The sequence below is a fragment of the Listeria aquatica FSL S10-1188 genome (assembly GCF_000525795.1).
Classification (GTDB): Bacteria; Bacillota; Bacilli; order Lactobacillales; family Listeriaceae; genus Listeria; species Listeria aquatica.
Window position 1 is genome coordinate 141,655 of the sequence record NZ_AOCG01000003.1, and the last position, 17,909, is coordinate 159,563.

The following is a 17,909-nucleotide window of genomic DNA, read 5'->3' on the forward strand; positions in this document are numbered from 1 at the left end:
TCCATTAAACATAGAATTCCCTGGTTTTAAAAAAACTTCAACTTAAAATAAGCCAATTATCCGGGGGTGAGCGAATGTTTCCCAAATTAAAAGAACTTTTATCTTTGGTCGAGTTGTCAAAAATGAAAGTGCTTGCAGGTCATCAAGGGCTCTTACACGAAGTGAAATCTGTGACCATCATGGACAACCCCGACATCATCTATTGGATGGAAGAAAACGAGTTGCTTTTAACAAATGGCTTTTTTTTTAAAAGATTACACCGCTACTCAAATGATTCAATTTATTGATGAACTAGTTAAAAAAAAAGAGTGCTGCCCTTTTTATCAAGTTTAAGCGTTTTATTGTTGCATTTCCGAAAGAAGTGCTTGATTATGCAGAATCAATTGGTTTTCCAATTATTGAGGTTCCCATTGAACTAAGCTGGACAGACGTTTCTGAACCTGTGAATCGTTATCTAAATGAAAAGCAATTTTATTTCTTGCACCAAGCGATGAACTTACGAAATGATATGCTGAAGCTCCTTCTTTCTGGTGGTACACTAGATGAACTTTGTGATTTAACTGCTAAAAGTTTAGATAAGGAACTTGCGATTTATGATTTAAAGATGAAACAAATCGGGACTTCAAAAAACTTTAATCACACACTCTTCTCTACCGCTCATAGAACTAAGAAAACTTTACACCGGTATACCCTTCCACTGGATGAGTTAATCAAATATGAACATTATTCGATCGCGACACCAAAGAAAGTTTTTTTCCTGCTTCCCATCCATTATGAAAAAGATGTATGGGGCTACATTATTTTAGAAACTTCTCTTTCTAAACCACTCATTTACGCTGATCTTTCAAAAACAGAGCAAATGGCTGCACTCGCTGTCGTTGAATTATCAAAAATCAATGAACTAAAAAAGATCGAAAAAAAAGTACTACACAGAGTTCATTACTCATCTCGTAATGGGAGAAATTAAAACCACCGAAGAAATTTTTCAAAGGGGCAAGCAATTAGGACGAACTATGTATGAAAAATATATTGTCTGTTTGTTAGAGCATTCAAAAAAGCATCAACTTGAAGAAATAGTCGATTCGTTGCGCCTTACTTTTACACCAAAAACCCTTGTTAAAGAGTGTTTGTATTTAGAAAAAGATGACCATTATCTACTTCTTTTCCCAGTAATAGAAGAAGCAACTGCGAGTTATTCTAAATTGTATGATAGGCTTAGTAAACAAGGGATTCTGAGCATTAGTAAAGAACATTCGATACTAGAAATTCCAAGCGCTTATAAAGAGGCCAAATTCGCTTATTCCTGCCAAGAATTAATGCAGAACAACCAGATCTTTTTTGAGAAAACAGGAATCTTACAATTGTTTTTTACTTCTGAAAACGAACTGGCTTACTCATTCATTCGTTCTTATTATGATGATTTGATTCAGCCATTAGTCGACTATGATGATTTAAAAAAAACAGAATTAGTCAAAACTCTGCAGATGTACATTAATCATGATTTGAATATCTATCATACCGCGCAACATCTATATATTCACGAAAATACGTTAAGATCGAGAATCCGCAGAATTGAATCCATCACTTCAAGAGATTTACAAAAAATGCATGATTTATTTCAAGTTATGTTAGGACTCTATCTGCATAAGTTCTATTCTCGAAACCCAAGTTAAGTTTTTATCAGCAAATAAACAGCATGGCTACTTACGAGCATGCTGTTTATTTTTCAATCCAAATTACGATTCCTATTTCATATGAGTGAAACGACCGCTCTTTGCTCGCCAAAAACAGCTTACAAGAACCTCTATCCAAAGCACAAAAACACCTTGCAAATAGTTAGAAACGCCCTCTTAAAAAGCGTTAAGACTGTTTACAAGGTGTTTTAAAATGTATTTCTAGCTTGATTAATTGATTTCCAAGTTGACCGCTACTTTTTCACCAGTTTCGAGTGATTTTCGAGCTGCTTCTGCAATTCGAATCGCCATAATGCCATCTTTAAAACTGCACTTAGTCGGCTGATCTTGTCTAATACTATCGAAAAAAGCCACTTCTTCATTGAAAAAAGCATCTTCATATCTTTCTAAGAAGAAATATTTAGGTGTCCCAGCTTCAACGGATTGTGCCGTATAACGATTCACATGGTAATCGGGTTGGTTTAAGGACTGCAACATACCTTTTTCTCCAAAAACTTCAATTCGCTGATCGTAACCGTAAACTGCTTTACGACTATTATCTATTACCCCCATTGCTCCGCTTTTAAATTTGAGCGAAACAATTGCCGTATCAACATCTCCAGCGGCACCAATTTCTGGATCCACTAAACTGTTTCCATACGTGAAGACTTCTTCCACTTCATCGTCCATCATAAAGCGTGCCATATCGAAATCATGAATCATCATATCCATAAAGATGCCACCTGAACGCTTCACATAATCAATATTTGGCGGTTCAGGATCTCTTGATGTAATCTTCAAAATGTGACGCTCACCAATAGCTTGACTAGCTGCTTCAAGTTTCACTTTTTCGTGACTTTTATCGAACCTGCGATTGAAACCCGTTTGGAATTTTACGTTGTTAGCTAAAACGGCATGATAAGCATCTAAAATAGAACCCTCATCTGTCCCTACTGGCTTTTCGCAAAAAATATGTTTCCCTGCATTTGCCGCTTGGATCGTCAAATCTGTATGCGTATCCGTCGGTGTACAAATAAACACCGCATCAATTTCTGGATCGTTAAAAATATCGGTCACGTTTTTCGTAATCTTTTCAACACCAAAACGCTCTTTCCAAGAATCTTCGGCAAAAATATCACAAATCGTTTTCACCTTTATTTCTTTCATTTGTTTTAAATTGCCTAGATGAACTTGCGCAACACGTCCAGCTCCAATCATACCCACGTTTAAGATTTTCAATTTGACCGCTCCTTTATTTTTCAGTACTTGCTTCTTTTTTAATCTGTTTTTCCATTTCCTGTTCAAGAATGCCTTCTTCTTCTTTCATGGTAGATTCAAATTGATCTTCAAATTTAAAGTCCAGTTCAATTTCTTCAAGCGTCTTTCCTCTTGTTTCTGGTGCATATTTGAAAGTGAAAATGTAAGAAAGAATATTAAAGACCGTAAAGATTAAGAATGTATTAGGTAGCCCCACGCCCGCAAGTAAAATCGGGAAGATAAGCGCTACGGCAAAGTTTGCCATCCAAAGGAAAAAGGTTGAAATCCCCATTCCTAGTCCGCGAACTTTTTGTGGGAAAATTTCAGAAAGCAAAAGCCATGTGATCGGCCCGATGCATCCTTGGAAAAATCCGATGAATAACACCGTTAATGTGATAACCATGTATGGCAAGAAAGCTGCATTTGGAAAAGCGAATAAGGCAATAGTAATCAGTGCCATACAGAGCGTCGTACAGGTGATTCCTGTCAAGATGAGTTTTCGGCGATCGACGCGGTGCATCAAACTGATACCGATGACAACGGCGAGCACGGATACAAGACCATTCGCAACGTTTGCAATGAGAGCCGCACTAGATGCGAAACCGGAACGCTGTAAAATCGTTGTCCCGTAATACATCATGATGTTGATACCGATAAGTTGTTGCGTCACCCCAAGACCGATTCCGATGAAAATCAGGCGTCTAATCCAAGGTTTCTTTAAGTCAGCGAAAGTAGCCTTTGGCGCTTCTTTTTCGCGTTTTAACGAAATATCAATGACATTCAGTTCTTCTTTTGCCCCTTCTTTAGAACGTACTTTTGCAAGAGAGTCGAGTGCTTTTTCTTTTGTTTTGTTGAGATACAACCAGCGCGGTGATTCTGGGACACGCATGATGCCAAAGAAAAGAACAAGTGCTGGAATGAGAGCTACGGCTAACATATAACGCCAAATGTGTGTGCTATCAATAAAAACCGTTCCTAGTACAGCATTGATTAAAAAGGCAATAAATTGTCCAGAAACAATCATCAATTCATTTTGTGTCACAATTCGGCCACGCATCTCTGCAGGCGAAATTTCAGCTAGGAAAGTGGGAACGATAACAGATGCCCCGCCAACTGCAAGCCCTAAGAATAACCGAGCCGCAATCATAAGTGGGATATTTGGCGCAACTGCACAAAATACGGAACCAAGTACAAATATAATAGATAAGTAAAAAATCACTCGTTTCCTGCCGAAACTATCGGAAAGTTTACCACCGATTAAAGCACCAAATGCGGCACCAAATGTGACTGCCCCTGTTACGAGTCCCTCTGTTACAGGAGTTAATCCGAGTTCACTCGGGAGTCGCATAAAGTCTAGCGCACCGTTCATAACACCTGTGTTATAACCAAATAATAATCCCCCAAAAGTTGAAATAAGTGCAAAAACGGCTAAATTTCTCTTTGATCGCTGATCTAAATTCATGCTTATTCATCCTCCAATGCCACAAGTTCGCCTGTTTCAAAGGATCTCGTACAGGCAAGGGCAATTTTTGTTGATTCTAATCCATCGTTAGCTGTTACATCCGGTTTATCCCCTTCGCGAATGCAGCGGGCAAATTCTGTAAGTTCATTAATAAAAGCTTGTTTAAAACGTTCTGGAAAGTGTTCCGAGCAAGGACGCCTCACTCCTTTGTCATCAAAAATTGTCACAAGATTTTTTTTCTGGCTCTTGAGCAACTCGAAGCATCCCTTTTGTTCCCATAATTTCTGTTTCAACGTGATAACCGTGATTTGCATTTCTGCCTGAGACGAGAATGGCCATTGCCTCATTTTTCAGTTTCATAAGTGCAGCGCCTGTTTCTGTATCACCATATTCCGCTAATTCCGGATAAGCAAAATTGTTCCCAATCGCCCACACTTGTTTCACTTCTTCACCAGTGAACCAGCGTACAAGGTCGATATCGTGAATCGCCATATCAATGAAAAGCCCACCGCTTGAACTGTTTTTAGCAAACTTAACGAAACTTTCTAGTCCAGAGCTTGGATCAATCCCGTAACAACGAACGAGCGTCACTTCACCAATTTCTCCGTTTGCTACCATTTCCTTGGCATAGCGGTAAGACTCATCAAAGCGGCGCATAAAACCTAGCATAAAGACTTGATTATGCCGAGCTTCAATCACCTTTTTCACCTGTTCAATTTCTGGAAGCGATACCCCTAGTGGCTTTTCACAAAAAACATGTTTCCCCGCTAGGAAAGCGTATTCAATTTGTTTGGTATGTAGGCTTGAGGGTGATACAATGATTACGGCATCAATTTCTGCCTCATCGATCATTTTTTCAAAACTCTCATAACCCTCATTAATTCCAAGTGATGCCTTAGCAAATTCAAGTTCTTCAGGAACAACACTGCAGGCTGCTACAAGTTCTAAGTCTTTAATATAATTTTGTACATTAGCTGCATGAACTTTTCCAAGACGACCTAATCCAACGATTCCTGCTTTTATTGGTTCCATTTTTCTCCTCCTTTTCTATGTAAGCGCATTCTTGATATTTCCAATTATAATAAATGTTGATTAATTTTTCAACAACTTTTGTTAATTTTTGATAAAAATGTCCAAAAATTGCTTGATTTAAGTTGTCAAGTTAGCTAAAATAAAGAAGAAATATTCTTAATCAGTCAACATTACCATGATATACCCAATAAAAGAACAGGAGTGAAGCAAAATGGCAGTTGAAGTAGCAAAAATTCACGTAGGAATTGCGCCAATTGGTTGGAGAAATGATGACATTCCAGAGATCGGAAAAGAGAATACATATAAACAAATCCTAAGCGATGCCGCTTTAGTTGGGTTTGAAGGAACTGAAGTGGGTGGCTGTTACCCGAGCGATCCAGATGAACTTAATAAAGAGCTGAGTTTACGCGATACGCGCATCATCGGACAATGGTTCAGCGGCTACATTATCCGTGATGGAATTGCGCAAGCGAAACAAGATTTTGAAAAACATTGCGCCTTTTTGAAAGCGGTTAACGCAGATGTCGCTGTTTATTCGGAACAAACTTATAGCATTCAAGGCACAGATAAATGCGTCTATACCGAAAAGCCTTCTTTCAGCAACGCTGAATGGGATGCACTTACTTCTGGCCTCAATGAACTTGGAGAAATCGCAAATCGTTACGACTTGAAACTCGTTTTCCACCATCACATGGGAACGGGCGTGCAAACAAAAGCTGAAGTAGATCGCTTAATGGCAGCAACAGACCCTAAGAAAGTGCACCTACTCTACGATACAGGGCATATTTTTGTTTCAGATGGAGACACGCAGGAAATTCTGCATAGCCACTTTGACCGGATCGCACACGTTCATTTTAAAGACGTTAGAGGCAAGAAACTGGAAGAATGCAAACAGACGAATAAGTCTTTCTTAGATTCATTTCTTCACGGGATGTTTACAGTGCCAGGGGACGGCGACATTTCCTACCAAGAAATTTATGATTATCTTATTCAAAATCATTATGAAGGTTGGATCGTCATCGAAGCTGAACAAGATCCAAAAATAGCAAACCCTCTTGAATATGCACGTTTAGGAAAAAATTTCATGGACTCACTTCGAAAATTTAAGTGATCATAAAAAGGGCAGCCCAGAAACTGGGTTGCCCTTTTTACTTGTTGTTTAATAATATTTCGCGATGACCACATCCGTTGTTGCTTTAGCTTTTTGGATAACAACTTCTGGGTCCATTTGATAATATTCTGGTCGGAATAACTCAACAGAAGCTACAAAGTCATAATTGAGTTCTTTCATTTTTGCCAGATGCGCCTTAAGATCAATAATTCCTTCCCCAGGGAAACAGCGATCGCTATCCCGCATTTGCCCGACTGGATAGTCATCGACATCATTAATATGGAAAATGAAGATTTTATCTGCCACTTCTTTCGTTACACTAGCAAGACTTGAATTCATTCCAGTAAATTGGAAGGTATCATACACAAGTCCCACATTATCACGGTCGATCGCCCGCACGATTTCGTAGGCTTGTTCGAAGGTATTCACTGTGTTTTCCGGGATACCAATAAATTCAATGGCAATTTTCACGCCATACGGCTTAGCCAGATCCGATAGCTCGGTCAATACTCGCACACAACTTTCATTCACTTCTGGAACGAGCGTTTTGCCTTTTTCAGTGTTGTCCAAATTAGATGGGACTGCACAAATATATTCGCATTCGATTGCGCGACAAATTTCCAAGTACTCCTTGAACTCTGCAACGATAGCCTTTTCGTCTTCTTTCGTACGATTATTGAAAAAGCAAAGTGCATTTAGCGACAAGGGCTTAATGTGATGGTCATCAAAGTACTGTTTTAAGTCCGCCAAACTATGGCGCGTCAAGTAATCCTTCAGTTGATCAATTGAACGAATTTCAATGTAGTCATACCCGTATTTCTCGCAATATTCGAGGTTTTCTTCAAGTGTGGCACTTTCAAACGTCGTTCCTTCGTTAAATCCTATTTTCATGCTCCATTCCTCCTTTTTAGATGCGGTAAAAGTCTGGGGTTTCTGGAAGATCAATTTTTTCCACTGCGCCACTTTGCTGCGCCTTCACACCAGCATCCGCCGTGACCGCCGCCACGTAACCATCCCAAGCTGTTGGATAAGAAGGTGATCCCGTTTGCTCAATCGCATTTATAAAAGCGTTGAATTCATTGTCATATGCGGCCATAAAGCGTTTTTTCCAGTCCATCAACAAGTTTTCACTTCGTTTTGCGTCTTTGCGAACGCCGAGGCTGCTTACTTCTGGCAAGGATAAGATGCCCTCTTCACCGACCACGCGACACTGAATATCATAAGCATAGCCACAGTTTACAAAGATTTCTGCATGAATCGAAATCCCGCTTTTTGTCACTAAATGAACAATTTGTGGATCCTTTAAATGCGTTAATTTATTTTTAGTTTGTTTCGGATAGAAAACTTGGATGCTTTCATAATCATCGTCCACAAGCCAGTGCAAGACATCGATTTCATGAATCAAAGTGTCAACAACTGCCATATCGGTTGTATAATTTTCATCAACTTGTGGATTAAAGTGCTGGCAAGAAAGCATCAGCGGCTCACCAATTTCTTTCGCATCAAGCGCTTGCTTCAACATCTCATAGCCCGCATCATAGCGACGCATAAAGCCCACTTGAAGCAGCCGCTTTCCTTGTTTCATTTCTGCATCAATAATTCGTTTACAACCTTCTGCCGTTGTTGCAAGTGGTTTTTCACAAAAAACATACTTTCCTGCTTCAATTGCTTTCAAAACCGTTTCCTCATGAGCAGGCCCCCAGCTTGAAACAATAATCGCATCCACATCGGCTGCAATAAGCTCAGCATCCGTTGCAAAAAAAGCGTGCATCCAGTTTAAAATCACGAATGATTTTCTCCGCATTTTCTTGATTGATGTCCGATAGCGCCACGATTTCCGCCCCTGAAATCCGCTTTGTAATTCGTTCAATGTGTTCTCTTCCAATTGCTCCAGTTCCTACTACACCCATTTTCAGTGTCATCTTCGTCATCTCCTTTTAATTGTCTGGATCAAATTTTTGTATCCGCTTTCATTGTAATGAAATTTTGATTTTCTGCCACGGCAAAAAAGTGCTATAAAATCATAAAATTTTGCTTTTTTATCAAATTTTGGTTATATTTAAAGCAAGAAAACCAAAACTTGATAGTCAAGATTCCCAAAGAGGTGATCACAATCAACCATTATATTCCAAAAATCGAACCGGGGATTCTAGCAAAACGAGGTCCCTTCTTTTACAAAACGACTGAACTAACCCGAAAACTTTATTTTCACGCGTACTGGAGCGGTGAATATCTCGTGGACGTCCAGTATAGCTTAACGCGCGACTATATGAACTCCTTCCTGATTTTCTTCGTCAAGTCCGGCGAGCTGCACTTCGACTATCGTGAACAAACCTTTACGGCACCTGCTGGAACGCTTGTACTACTTGACTGCAAAGAAAAAAATCATTACTTTGCTTCGCAAAACGCCCGGTTCCAGTTTATCCATTTTAACGGCCCTACAGCACAAAGTTTTTGTGACATTCTTTATGAGCAGCATGGCTCACTTTTTTCGCTTCCGCTAGAGCAGAATCCTCTTCCGCACATTCTTGACTTGATGGAATCTGGGGGTGAGCATGACTTTGAAATCGCAGCTTGCTTTCATGAGCTTTTGGGGCGCTTGTTTGAGAGTACCCGTTTGCCACTTGAAGCGCGCAGTGCCCCATCAGATAAGTATCCATCAGAAATCCAAGCGACCCTTACTCTCATTCACAATCACTATTCTGAAAAAATAACCATCCAAAGATTAAGTCGCGAAGCAAGCCTCAGCTCGTATCATTTTTCTAGACTTTTCAAAAAGCATACTGGGGAAAGTCCCCATCGATATTTGCTTACCCACAGGCTTAAACAAGCCAAGCGAATGCTCCTTGAAACCAACTTAACGGTCGAACAAATAAGCACACAATGCGGCTTTTCTTCAAGCACGCATTTTATCAAAGCTTTCGCCAGTGAAAATGCTGGCACAACGCCAGGCAAGTTCCGCAAAGTCCATTTTTGATGCCAAATAAGAAGCGCCGAGCAAATGTCTCGGCGCTTCTGTTTACGTTTTTTATTTACTTTATAAGCATGTTCCTGCATTGAGTGATTAATGGGGGATATCCAGATGTTTTACAAGACTATATCCATCAAATGTATCCATCTGATTGAAAAATGTTAGAATAACAGTTTTCTTAAATCATTTCTTTAACACAATATAAAAAAGCCCCCCTTGTCTTTGAGGCAAGGGGGCTCGCTTTTTAGTTATATTGCTAAAGCATTCAGAATAACATACCTCTAAAACGCGTTACTTATCCAATGCACCCCGTAATGTGTTTTGGAACCAGTCAGAATAACATACCTCTAAAACAGATGTCATCACTAACGCTGTCTGCGTCAAGTTTTGGAACCAGTCAGAATAACATACCTCTAAAACTCAGTATGCGGTGAAAACTAAAAGCGGTAGTTTTGGAACCAGTCAGAATAACATACCTCTAAAACAGTTTGCTTTGCCGATATTTGTATCCACAAGTTTTGGAACCAGTCAGAATAACATACCTCTAAAACCTCGGAAAGTTTTTCCAACATTTCGTAATCGCGATACTCGTCCATAGCAAGGACTTCAATCCTGATGGTTCCTTTTTCTTGCCCGACTCAATTTAGTCTCACTAACATCATAATATGTTACTACTCAAAATACAAGTTAATGCTTTACCAAAACTGCCTTTCCCGCACGGCCCCGCTTGGCACTTTCAGTCTATCACGATTCTTCTTCAACATTATGCGTTAAATGCATCCGAATCGTATCTAATTTATATCCATAAAAATCATCAACAAAGCGCTCTGTTTCAACAAACCCTCTTTGTAAGTAAAACTGATGCGCATAATCGTTTCCTTTTTCTACATTCACAAACATCGGGAGTGGTAAGTTAAACAAATGAATTGCTTCTTCTAAAACTTGCGTCCCGTAGCCTTTTTTCTTTTTTCGCTCGGAAGAATATAGAAAGCAGATAATTCACTTTTCCCCTTATCAAGTTCGATAAAATTAGCAAACCCAATAAGCTCGCCCTCTTTTTCTAGAACAACAAATGGGGTTGCGCTAATTCGATTTTCAAGCGTCGCCAGATTGTAAAATTTTTCTAAAAAACCGTCTTGCGTTTCTCTTGGAATAATCGTTTCGTACGTATCATGAAAGGATGAAGTTGCTACTTCGCGAATTTTTTCTGCATCTTTTGTTTCGGCTTTTCTAATATTTATGTCCATCATGAACCCCCCTGATTCAAAATTCTATTTTATTCAGCTCTTTACCCTTTTTTTACTTGAAAAAAAAACGTAATCAATGTTAACCTTTTTAATTATAAGTTTACATTAAGGAGTGCTTCCATTTGCGAAATGAAAAATTAAAGTTTTTAATCTTAGATGCGCTATTTGCGGTTATCATAGCGATTCTAGCCCAAGTTGCCATTCCGATCGGCCCAATCCCCTTCACAGGACAAACTTTTGCCGTCGGGCTTGCTGCTACCATTTTAGGGGCTCGCCACGCAACAATTTCTGTTTTTGTTTACATATTACTTGGCGCAATTGGTATTCCCGTCTTCCAAGGTATGACTGCTGGTCTTGGGATTATCGTCGGCATCACGGGTGGTTATATTATTGGTTTCCTAGCAAATACTTATTTAACAGGGCTCATTTTGGATAAAACGCGTTACACAACTAAAATGGCCATCATCGCCAATATTGTCGGAGCTATGTTTACCTTACTTTTCGGGATGTTGTGGCTCAAAATCAGCGCAGGTATGTCGTTTTCACAATCTTTCTACACTGGGTTTGTTCCTTTCCTCATTCCTGGTATTATCAAGGCCATTCTTGCCGGTGTTTTAGGAATCATGATACGAAACCGCTTAATCAAAAGTCATTTAATTCGCGAATAATCGCCCTAAACGTGCATTATTACACAATTCAAATAGTACCCAAATTGCTTTTTCTTGCTTATAATAAAAAAGTAAATATCGGAAAAAGGGGTACGAATTTATATGTCACTTGAAAAAGAACTGGAAGAAACAGACTTTGACTTGTTTACGCTGTTGCAGTCAAAACGAGAATCTGTTCTGCCGTATTCAAGAGTCCATTTCAAGCGGGGAGAAACCATTATTACAGAGGGAGAACAAAACCAGTATTTTTACATCATTTTAGATGGAGCCGTTTCAATGAACAAAGGCACTTGCAGAGAAGATATTATTTTATCCTTTCTTGGGAAGGGAGAACAATTAGGTTTTTTTCATCTGGTCGATGGCAGCCTTTCACCCGTCTCTTATGAAGCTGTTAGCGAAGTCAGTGTCTACCGTTTTGAAAGCAGTTACGTTCGTGAAAAACTGGCACAAGAAAAACCAGATTTTTTTTTACAGCTTGCAAACCAGGCAGCTTTCCCGGCATTTGAGCGCGAAGCCAAGGTTCACCTTCCGTCAGACGAAAAAATTTTAGCGGGGCTCATCATCATTGGGAAGAAATTCGGACGTCTTGAGGAAGATGATTCTTGTCTTATTCCTTATTTTTTCACGCAGAAAATTCTCGGAAATTACTTGAATTTAGCTCGTGCTTATGTGGCGACGAATTTACGAAAGCTTGAAGAAGAAGGAATCCTTGCTTTGTCGCCCAAACCATGGCGCATCTATCAATTTAAAAAGCACGAGGAACGCTTGAAACGCGAATACAATTTATTTTAAAACATCATGAAAAGCTTTTTTTCATGATGTTTTTCATTTAGGCGTATACTTCAATAGCTCCTTTTTAACAAGAATTGTTCAAAGGCAAAAGCATTATTGAGAAACCTAAAAATATGAATCACATAAAAGTCTCCCGTTGAACTCATTTGCCCATTAGTTTACATTTTCTGAAGTCTTTTTTCCCATCTTTGGCAAGTACTTACATTTTGCTTCTAGGAATTTTTAAGCCTATGATTTAAGGCGTTACACTTCATCACTTTGCTGTATCCCATTATTCACATAAGCATAAGCTCTATTAATAGACTTTTTTCGTGTAGATAAAGCTATTTTTGTTTTTAAAATATCTACTTATCTTTTGTTTAAACACGATTCTCAAAAGCTTTTTCCTGCTATGAGCTTTCATTAAGTTAATAAACTCGCTATCATTCCAATCCTCTTTCGATGCTATTATCACCAATTAATTCTCCTAATTGCTGCAAAAAATCATGATAGAAATCCTTCGTGAAGTGTACATAAAAGTTACCCCACGGATGTTCTTTTTCAAGTCTATACTTTTTTTTGTGTCATATCTAAAATTTGAACATTAAAATGTGTCTCTATATAGTCATTCATTTTATTCCAAATACAATTTAATCGCTCAATGTCTACTACTGGATACTTGCGTTTCTTCCTCCATTCGTTAAGCGAACTACCGTCTGTAAATAAATCTTCAAATTGCGCCTTTACTAAAATGATTCCGCAAGAAGGAACTTTGTCTTGCATAAACTGAAAAAATGCATCTAGATGCTGCACCCATGTATCAAAATAAAGAATCGAAATCTGCTTCTATTGTCCATACAGCTTCTCCCTTTACTGGAGATACATTTTTAAATTTAGGATTATACGTAAAAAAGCCATTATCCAGTCTTACAACTCCCAAATAAAGGTCAGCATAGGTATCGATAAGTAAGTACTCGGGCTGATTTGATTGAAGTAACTTGAAGAACTCTTTTGTATGCTCTGTGCGATAATGCCACTTTGTAAAAGCATTCATCTTGTTTGTCTCTTCATTCTCCATAAAAGGTAACTCAGGCGACATAAGACTCAAAAAACTACATTGATGCTGATGTAATATACATTCAAAAAAAATGTTTATACCCTGGATTAAAATTAGTATTGAAATTATCTCTAACTAAGCAGGAACCTACAATAGCGATTTTTTTAGGTGTAATTCCACTCATTCCCTTCCCTACTCTGTTAAGGCACTTATTTGCTCTACAATTTTATGTAAATTACTTGATGACAGCAAAAGCTCATTAATAGCTGTAATTTGTTCTACAATTGTATTCTTTGAAATATCCGCATGTTTATGAACGGATGAGTCAAATACATCATGAATTTCAACAGATTCAGATGGAATTTGCGAATATAAATTATAATTAAATGAAATTAGAGGATAGCCAAAAATGAGTCTTCTTCTAGTTGTTTCTTTATTCGCTAATTTTACTAAATCATTTAAAATGCTTCTTTTACGAAAATCACGTAGATAATGCAGATCATTTTCTCGGTTATATTGCTCAGTGCTGATAATCGGATCTACTGTAACAGAATTATAATCACCAAGTAGGCTATGATATAATGCGCCCGTTCCACCCTTTGATCCGCCATATAATACAACATCTTCTTTTACAATATGTTGAGAATCCATCACAAATCGAATGGCACTTTGAACATCTGACTCCATCTCCATATAATTAAAGGTATTGATATAATGGCTTCCGTAAGATAGATTTAAATCCATCAGTCGCATTATAACCGTGTTTTTCAGCAAATGTTTCTGCATGCTTGCAAACGAAGTCGTAAAACAACGATGAGCGATATTCGCACTATAATAATGCTCTTTTGGCGGCATTGGTGAAAAAATGACAACCAGACGTTTAGGAGCAAGCTTATTCTCTTTTTCAGCAGGTACACGTTCTAAAGAGTAAAATAAATCACCATGCTGGATTAAATCTTTCCGTTGCCAAATCGTATGCACATCTTTACGTCGAATAAAATAGGAAGATTGTCCAGAATGCATATATAAAATATAATCATGTGCCAAAATTGCTTTATACATTTCTAAAATGGGCTGTGTTTCTCGAGACAACTCTAAAATGTTCTTATTCGAAAAAGTTTTTACAACCAGTTTCTTTTTTTCATATTCACACTGAAAGTTATAAATATCTGTAAACTCCATGTCCTTATCTGCCACCATCCATTAGGCCCTCCCATTCAAAAATAATAACTTCATTAGTTTTTCATTTGTAAATACATTATCTAAATTAAGTAATTTTTTCTGTATTGCGCTACAATATTGAAATACATTGAGCTCCTCTTCAAGAATCGCTTCTACAAGGCTCTCCGTTGTATAGGATTTTCCTTCTAACAAGCAAGTTTTCTTCATATCAAAATACCATCCAATTTTTTTCTGATAGGTTTCTGAGTCCTCTTGTAAAATAATGATTTTCTTATTTAAATGTGCATAGTCAAAAATAGCAGAAGAATAATCAGAAATTAAGACGTCCACTAATAAAAATAACTCTTGAATATCTACAACTTCATTAAAAAAACAATGAATCCGTGGATCTAACGCTTTATAAAATCGGCGCAGTGATGTTTCTAAAGGGTGAAGCTTCACAATAATTTCATATTCTGATGGCAAAAGCTCAATCAATTTCTTCAAGTCAATTCCTGTAACTTCGTCCCGTTCTTGTTTACGCCATGTTGGACAAAATAAAATATACTTTTTTGTCCCATCGAACGGCCGATTAAAATATTTCAGGTGAATACGAGACTTTTCTCCTTGTTTGTTACTATTCTCGATCAAGTAGGCGTTCCTAGGTGCTCCCATCTCAAGTATTTTCAGCTTTGGATTTTCTTCTAATGCAAATGCCGAACGAAATAACTTTGTGTTAAAAGCGGATGATGTCAATAGATAATCCCATTTTTTCATTCTAGGCAAAAAAGCGTTCAATTCTTGCTGTCGTTGCTTCGTATTTTCTAAATCTGCAACCATTTTTTTCAAGGGTAAACCATGCCATGTCTGGATAACAACTTGATTAGGTGCTTTTCCAGCTTTATCAAGCGGATTCCCATTCACAATAATATACTTGCACATGCGAAAAGTCCGCTGATAGCTAGCACTTCCAAGTCGAAGTGCCTCAAAACCAAAATATCGAATTTCCATATCTACTAGTTGATTCACAGAGCTAACAAAAATTTTTGCATTGGGGATGTTTTTCTTAATCCAAAGTGCGATATACTTTGGATCTCCAGAAAATGACTTTCCATGAAAAGATTCGATAAAATACATATTTTCATGAACATTTATTGTTTGTTGTTTCCTTTCTTTCCACGCATTTATTCGCTCCACCAAAGTTCGCAACATTATTTTAGTTGGAGGGCTCGTCAAAAACCTTCCAATAATTGGCTTATCTTTAAAAAAAACTATACATCAGGTAAAGTTTGGGTAATTGTTCTACCGGATTTGTCAGCACTTCTTTCCAGATTTCCTCTATGTTTTTTTTTCAATGTAAATTTCTTATTTTTTTTTCATTCGTGACGTGCGATAACATTCCAGATAAAGAGGCACATAACTCTCAGATGCTGCAATAATCGGAAATGCTTGTCTATAATTAACTTCTTTTATAGATTTAAGAAAATTTAAAACACGTATCCCGTCTTTTTGTATATCTTTCGAAATCCATTGGATATTATTAGGGTTACCATAAACTTCCCGTAACACATTGTCTTCCCCTGGAAATAAGATCACTCGCTTCCCTTTAGCAAGCGCTTCTAGAATCGAATAACCAAATGTTTCGTAGCGTGAAGTCGAAAAGTAGATATAATCAATTGGAGTTCCCTGATTTAAAAAAAACATTCGCATGCAGTCCATAATAATTAATCAGGTTGCGATATAACATTTCAGAAGGGCCGTACCCCTCAATGTACATTTTGACATGAGGCGCCTGAAGATAATGGACAAGATAATCTAAGAGACGAATGGCATAAGATATATCCTTCACATCGTCCTCAAATCGAGAAAGCACATAAAGATTATTCGTTGATTTTTGCACATTTTCCTCAGGCAAGCTAACATGATAGGTACTAACATGATGAACGAGAATGGCATCATATCCATACCTTGCTTGAAACTCTCTTTTGATAGACTCTGTCGAAACACGCACATAGTCGAGCGCATATAAATCTTCAGCTAAATTTTCTGGCAACATCCCAAGTGGTGCATGTATTTCCCCAATCACCAGTGAATAAGGACAATAAAACTTGATGATTTGGGCTAGTGGAAAAAAGCTTTCTCGAGTGATGATATATAAATCAATTGAGTCATCTTTGCCTAAATCTAAAATTGGTCGAAATTCCACCTGTTCACTTAATGATTCCATATGTCGGAGACTCAGAATATCTGTTTGTGAAAAGGAGCGTGAATTGTAAATAACAACATCGATTCCTTCTCGATTAAATTCTTTAGTCAAATTTATATTGCTGCGACACGTTCCCCCTGGTGAAAAAATATTAAATCCAATAATTGCGACTTTCATCATGCTAACTCCCCAAACTCAAAAATCTCTCTCCAGCTTGGTCTCATCCACCAATTTTGGAAGAGGAATACCGTGGCATTAAGCTTGAACGCTTCCCGCAAGTTGCTGTTTGATATATGTGGTTGAGATATTTTTTGTGCGCATCAAATAACAAACCTCGCAGTAATCGCTCAAAAAATCAAATTGGCCTTCCCAATCATTCCCCATCACAAAAATATCAATCTGATTTGTCTGAATATCTGTTATTTTTTGGTCCCAATTTGTTTCAGGAATCACTAGATCCACATGTTTGATGGCCTCAAGTAAATACTTGCGCTGTTCATAGTTATGAAATGCTTGTTTCCCCTTTGATTGATTAAATTCATCCGTAGACAAAACAACCGTTAAATGATCCCCTAATTGTCGAGCATGTTCGAGCAAACGAATATGTCCCCAATGTAACAAATCAAATGTTCCATATGTAATCACTTTTTTCATAGAAATACCTCCCTATACTTTAATATTCTAAAAATGATCCTCCCCATTTTTATGAAAAAAATGTTTGCCCTAGTCATTATTTATCTAATGGACAACTCTATCTTAAAGTATATTACAGAAACGCAAAAAAGACTTTGAACATTTTGACATAAAATTATCCAAATTGGATTTTTTTGGGTAAATAATTCTTTTTTAGGACTAGATGACACACTTTCGCAAAAATTTTATAAAGTATTCTATTTACAAGATAAAATGTAGATTCCATTTAAAATCACTTCCTTCTTTTTTTCCTACAGAAAAACAGGCTATCCATTTTCGGCTGAATACCGAAGACAGATAGCCTATCTTAATCTTAACTTTCACAACTTATGATCACTTCATATTTTTTAGTACAGGCAGGTAATATGATGTGCATTAAATCGCGCTTCTGTTTCTTCATCTAATTTAAAATCAGTAATTAAATAATCAATATCGTGACATGCGAGACTTTGGTGCATAAATTTATGATTCATTTTTTCTTGTGTTGCAAGTAAGACGAGCAAGTTCGATTGTCTGCGATACGCCTGTTTGATGAGCGCCTCGCCTTCATGCGTTTCTGTCGCACCTTTATCATAATCAATCCCGCGGCAAGAAACAAAG

General features: G+C 37.7%; 18 protein-coding genes and 4 pseudogenes. 7 read left to right on the top strand and 15 right to left on the bottom strand.

Annotated elements, in window-relative coordinates:
- Nucleotides 1–74 precede the first annotated feature (74 nt).
- The 3 genes and pseudogenes from MAQA_RS03220 to MAQA_RS03230 all read left to right on the top strand — a co-directional run bounded on the left by MAQA_RS03220 (nucleotide 75) and on the right by MAQA_RS03230 (nucleotide 1,673).
- Nucleotides 75–287 (top strand): PucR family transcriptional regulator ligand-binding domain-containing protein, encoded by a 213-nt coding sequence (locus MAQA_RS03220; protein ID WP_036071309.1) that lies wholly within the window; start codon nucleotides 75–77, stop codon nucleotides 285–287.
- Nucleotides 288–310: 23 nt separating this feature from the next.
- Nucleotides 311–967, top strand: a pseudogene (locus MAQA_RS03225) (hypothetical protein); the annotation flags it as partial.
- The gene (locus MAQA_RS03230; RefSeq protein ID WP_036071315.1) at nucleotides 954–1,673 is read left to right on the top strand and encodes a PucR family transcriptional regulator; all 720 of its coding nucleotides are present in this window, start codon (nucleotides 954–956) and stop codon (nucleotides 1,671–1,673) included. The pseudogene MAQA_RS03225 and the gene MAQA_RS03230, both read left to right, overlap by 14 nt.
- Before the next feature lie 231 nt (nucleotides 1,674–1,904).
- Here MAQA_RS03230 and iolG (MAQA_RS03235) read toward each other — a convergent pair whose 3' ends face one another.
- Genes iolG (MAQA_RS03235) through MAQA_RS03245 form a run of 4 tightly spaced genes read right to left on the bottom strand, consistent with a single transcriptional unit; the run spans nucleotide 1,905 to nucleotide 5,424 of the window.
- Nucleotides 1,905–2,912 carry an inositol 2-dehydrogenase gene (gene iolG / locus MAQA_RS03235; protein WP_036071358.1) on the bottom strand — a complete coding sequence of 336 codons (1,008 nt, stop codon included), beginning with the start codon at nucleotides 2,910–2,912 and terminating at the stop codon, nucleotides 1,905–1,907.
- A 13-nt stretch (nucleotides 2,913–2,925) separates the two neighbouring features.
- Nucleotides 2,926–4,392, bottom strand: a complete 1,467-nt coding sequence (locus MAQA_RS03240) for a sugar porter family MFS transporter (RefSeq protein ID WP_077913539.1) — start codon at nucleotides 4,390–4,392, stop codon at nucleotides 2,926–2,928.
- A 2-nt stretch (nucleotides 4,393–4,394) separates the two neighbouring features.
- Nucleotides 4,395–4,619 carry a Gfo/Idh/MocA family oxidoreductase gene (locus MAQA_RS16340; RefSeq protein ID WP_338151605.1) on the bottom strand — a complete coding sequence of 75 codons (225 nt, stop codon included), beginning with the start codon at nucleotides 4,617–4,619 and terminating at the stop codon, nucleotides 4,395–4,397.
- Nucleotides 4,606–5,424: a Gfo/Idh/MocA family protein gene (locus tag MAQA_RS03245; protein WP_338151606.1), complete on the bottom strand. Its 819-nt coding sequence runs from the start codon at nucleotides 5,422–5,424 to the stop codon at nucleotides 4,606–4,608. The genes MAQA_RS16340 and MAQA_RS03245 overlap by 14 nt, the downstream gene beginning before the upstream one ends.
- A 211-nt stretch (nucleotides 5,425–5,635) precedes the next feature.
- On the opposite strand from MAQA_RS03245, the gene iolE reads away from it, so the two are divergent.
- Entirely contained in the window at nucleotides 5,636–6,535 is a 900-nt protein-coding gene (gene iolE / locus MAQA_RS03250; RefSeq protein ID WP_036071317.1) for a myo-inosose-2 dehydratase, read from the top strand.
- A 48-nt stretch (nucleotides 6,536–6,583) separates the two neighbouring features.
- Here iolE and MAQA_RS03255 read toward each other — a convergent pair whose 3' ends face one another.
- Both MAQA_RS03255 and iolG (MAQA_RS03260) read right to left on the bottom strand, forming a co-directional pair.
- A complete protein-coding gene (locus tag MAQA_RS03255) occupies nucleotides 6,584–7,426 on the bottom strand; it encodes a sugar phosphate isomerase/epimerase family protein (RefSeq protein WP_036071320.1) in 843 nt (280 codons plus the stop codon).
- Between the two features lie 16 nt (nucleotides 7,427–7,442).
- Nucleotides 7,443–8,457: pseudogene (iolG, locus tag MAQA_RS03260) on the bottom strand (bifunctional inositol 2-dehydrogenase/D-chiro-inositol 1-dehydrogenase).
- Between the two features lie 158 nt (nucleotides 8,458–8,615).
- Here iolG (MAQA_RS03260) and MAQA_RS03265 point away from each other — a divergent pair.
- Nucleotides 8,616–9,512 carry an AraC family transcriptional regulator gene (locus MAQA_RS03265; protein WP_036071323.1) on the top strand — a complete coding sequence of 299 codons (897 nt, stop codon included), beginning with the start codon at nucleotides 8,616–8,618 and terminating at the stop codon, nucleotides 9,510–9,512.
- 738 nt (nucleotides 9,513–10,250) lie between these two features.
- On the opposite strand, the pseudogene MAQA_RS03270 reads toward MAQA_RS03265, so the two are convergent.
- A pseudogene (locus MAQA_RS03270) lies at nucleotides 10,251–10,753 on the bottom strand (GNAT family N-acetyltransferase).
- Nucleotides 10,754–10,875: 122 nt separating this feature from the next.
- Here MAQA_RS03270 and MAQA_RS03275 point away from each other — a divergent pair.
- Entirely contained in the window at nucleotides 10,876–11,421 is a 546-nt protein-coding gene (locus MAQA_RS03275; RefSeq protein WP_036071327.1) for a biotin transporter BioY, read from the top strand.
- A 102-nt stretch (nucleotides 11,422–11,523) separates the two neighbouring features.
- Nucleotides 11,524–12,213, top strand: coding sequence for a Crp/Fnr family transcriptional regulator (locus tag MAQA_RS03280; RefSeq protein ID WP_036071329.1), 690 nt, complete (start codon nucleotides 11,524–11,526; stop codon nucleotides 12,211–12,213).
- A 546-nt stretch (nucleotides 12,214–12,759) separates the two neighbouring features.
- On the opposite strand, the gene MAQA_RS15225 is transcribed toward MAQA_RS03280, so the two are convergent.
- The 8 genes and pseudogenes from MAQA_RS15225 to MAQA_RS03305 form a co-directional block, all read right to left on the bottom strand.
- Nucleotides 12,760–12,975, bottom strand: a complete 216-nt coding sequence (locus MAQA_RS15225) for a hypothetical protein (RefSeq protein WP_241463056.1) — start codon at nucleotides 12,973–12,975, stop codon at nucleotides 12,760–12,762.
- Between the two features lie 37 nt (nucleotides 12,976–13,012).
- Nucleotides 13,013–13,270, bottom strand: coding sequence for a hypothetical protein (locus MAQA_RS15230; protein WP_241463057.1), 258 nt, complete (start codon nucleotides 13,268–13,270; stop codon nucleotides 13,013–13,015).
- A 171-nt stretch (nucleotides 13,271–13,441) separates the two neighbouring features.
- Nucleotides 13,442–14,449 (bottom strand): XcbB/CpsF family capsular polysaccharide biosynthesis protein, encoded by a 1,008-nt coding sequence (locus MAQA_RS03290; protein WP_036071331.1) that lies wholly within the window; start codon nucleotides 14,447–14,449, stop codon nucleotides 13,442–13,444.
- Nucleotides 14,450–14,452: 3 nt separating this feature from the next.
- The gene (locus tag MAQA_RS13470; protein ID WP_206537515.1) at nucleotides 14,453–15,607 is read right to left on the bottom strand and encodes a CDP-glycerol glycerophosphotransferase family protein; all 1,155 of its coding nucleotides are present in this window, start codon (nucleotides 15,605–15,607) and stop codon (nucleotides 14,453–14,455) included.
- A gap of 168 nt (nucleotides 15,608–15,775) precedes the next feature.
- Nucleotides 15,776–16,114 (bottom strand): hypothetical protein, encoded by a 339-nt coding sequence (locus MAQA_RS13475; RefSeq protein ID WP_052008432.1) that lies wholly within the window; start codon nucleotides 16,112–16,114, stop codon nucleotides 15,776–15,778.
- The gene (locus MAQA_RS13480) at nucleotides 16,083–16,793 is read right to left on the bottom strand and encodes a glycosyltransferase family protein (protein WP_052008433.1); all 711 of its coding nucleotides are present in this window, start codon (nucleotides 16,791–16,793) and stop codon (nucleotides 16,083–16,085) included. The genes MAQA_RS13475 and MAQA_RS13480 overlap by 32 nt, the downstream gene beginning before the upstream one ends.
- A 78-nt stretch (nucleotides 16,794–16,871) precedes the next feature.
- The gene (tagD, locus tag MAQA_RS03300; protein WP_036071333.1) at nucleotides 16,872–17,270 is read right to left on the bottom strand and encodes a glycerol-3-phosphate cytidylyltransferase; all 399 of its coding nucleotides are present in this window, start codon (nucleotides 17,268–17,270) and stop codon (nucleotides 16,872–16,874) included.
- A gap of 386 nt (nucleotides 17,271–17,656) precedes the next feature.
- Nucleotides 17,657–17,909, bottom strand: a pseudogene (locus tag MAQA_RS03305) (DeoR/GlpR family DNA-binding transcription regulator); the annotation flags it as partial.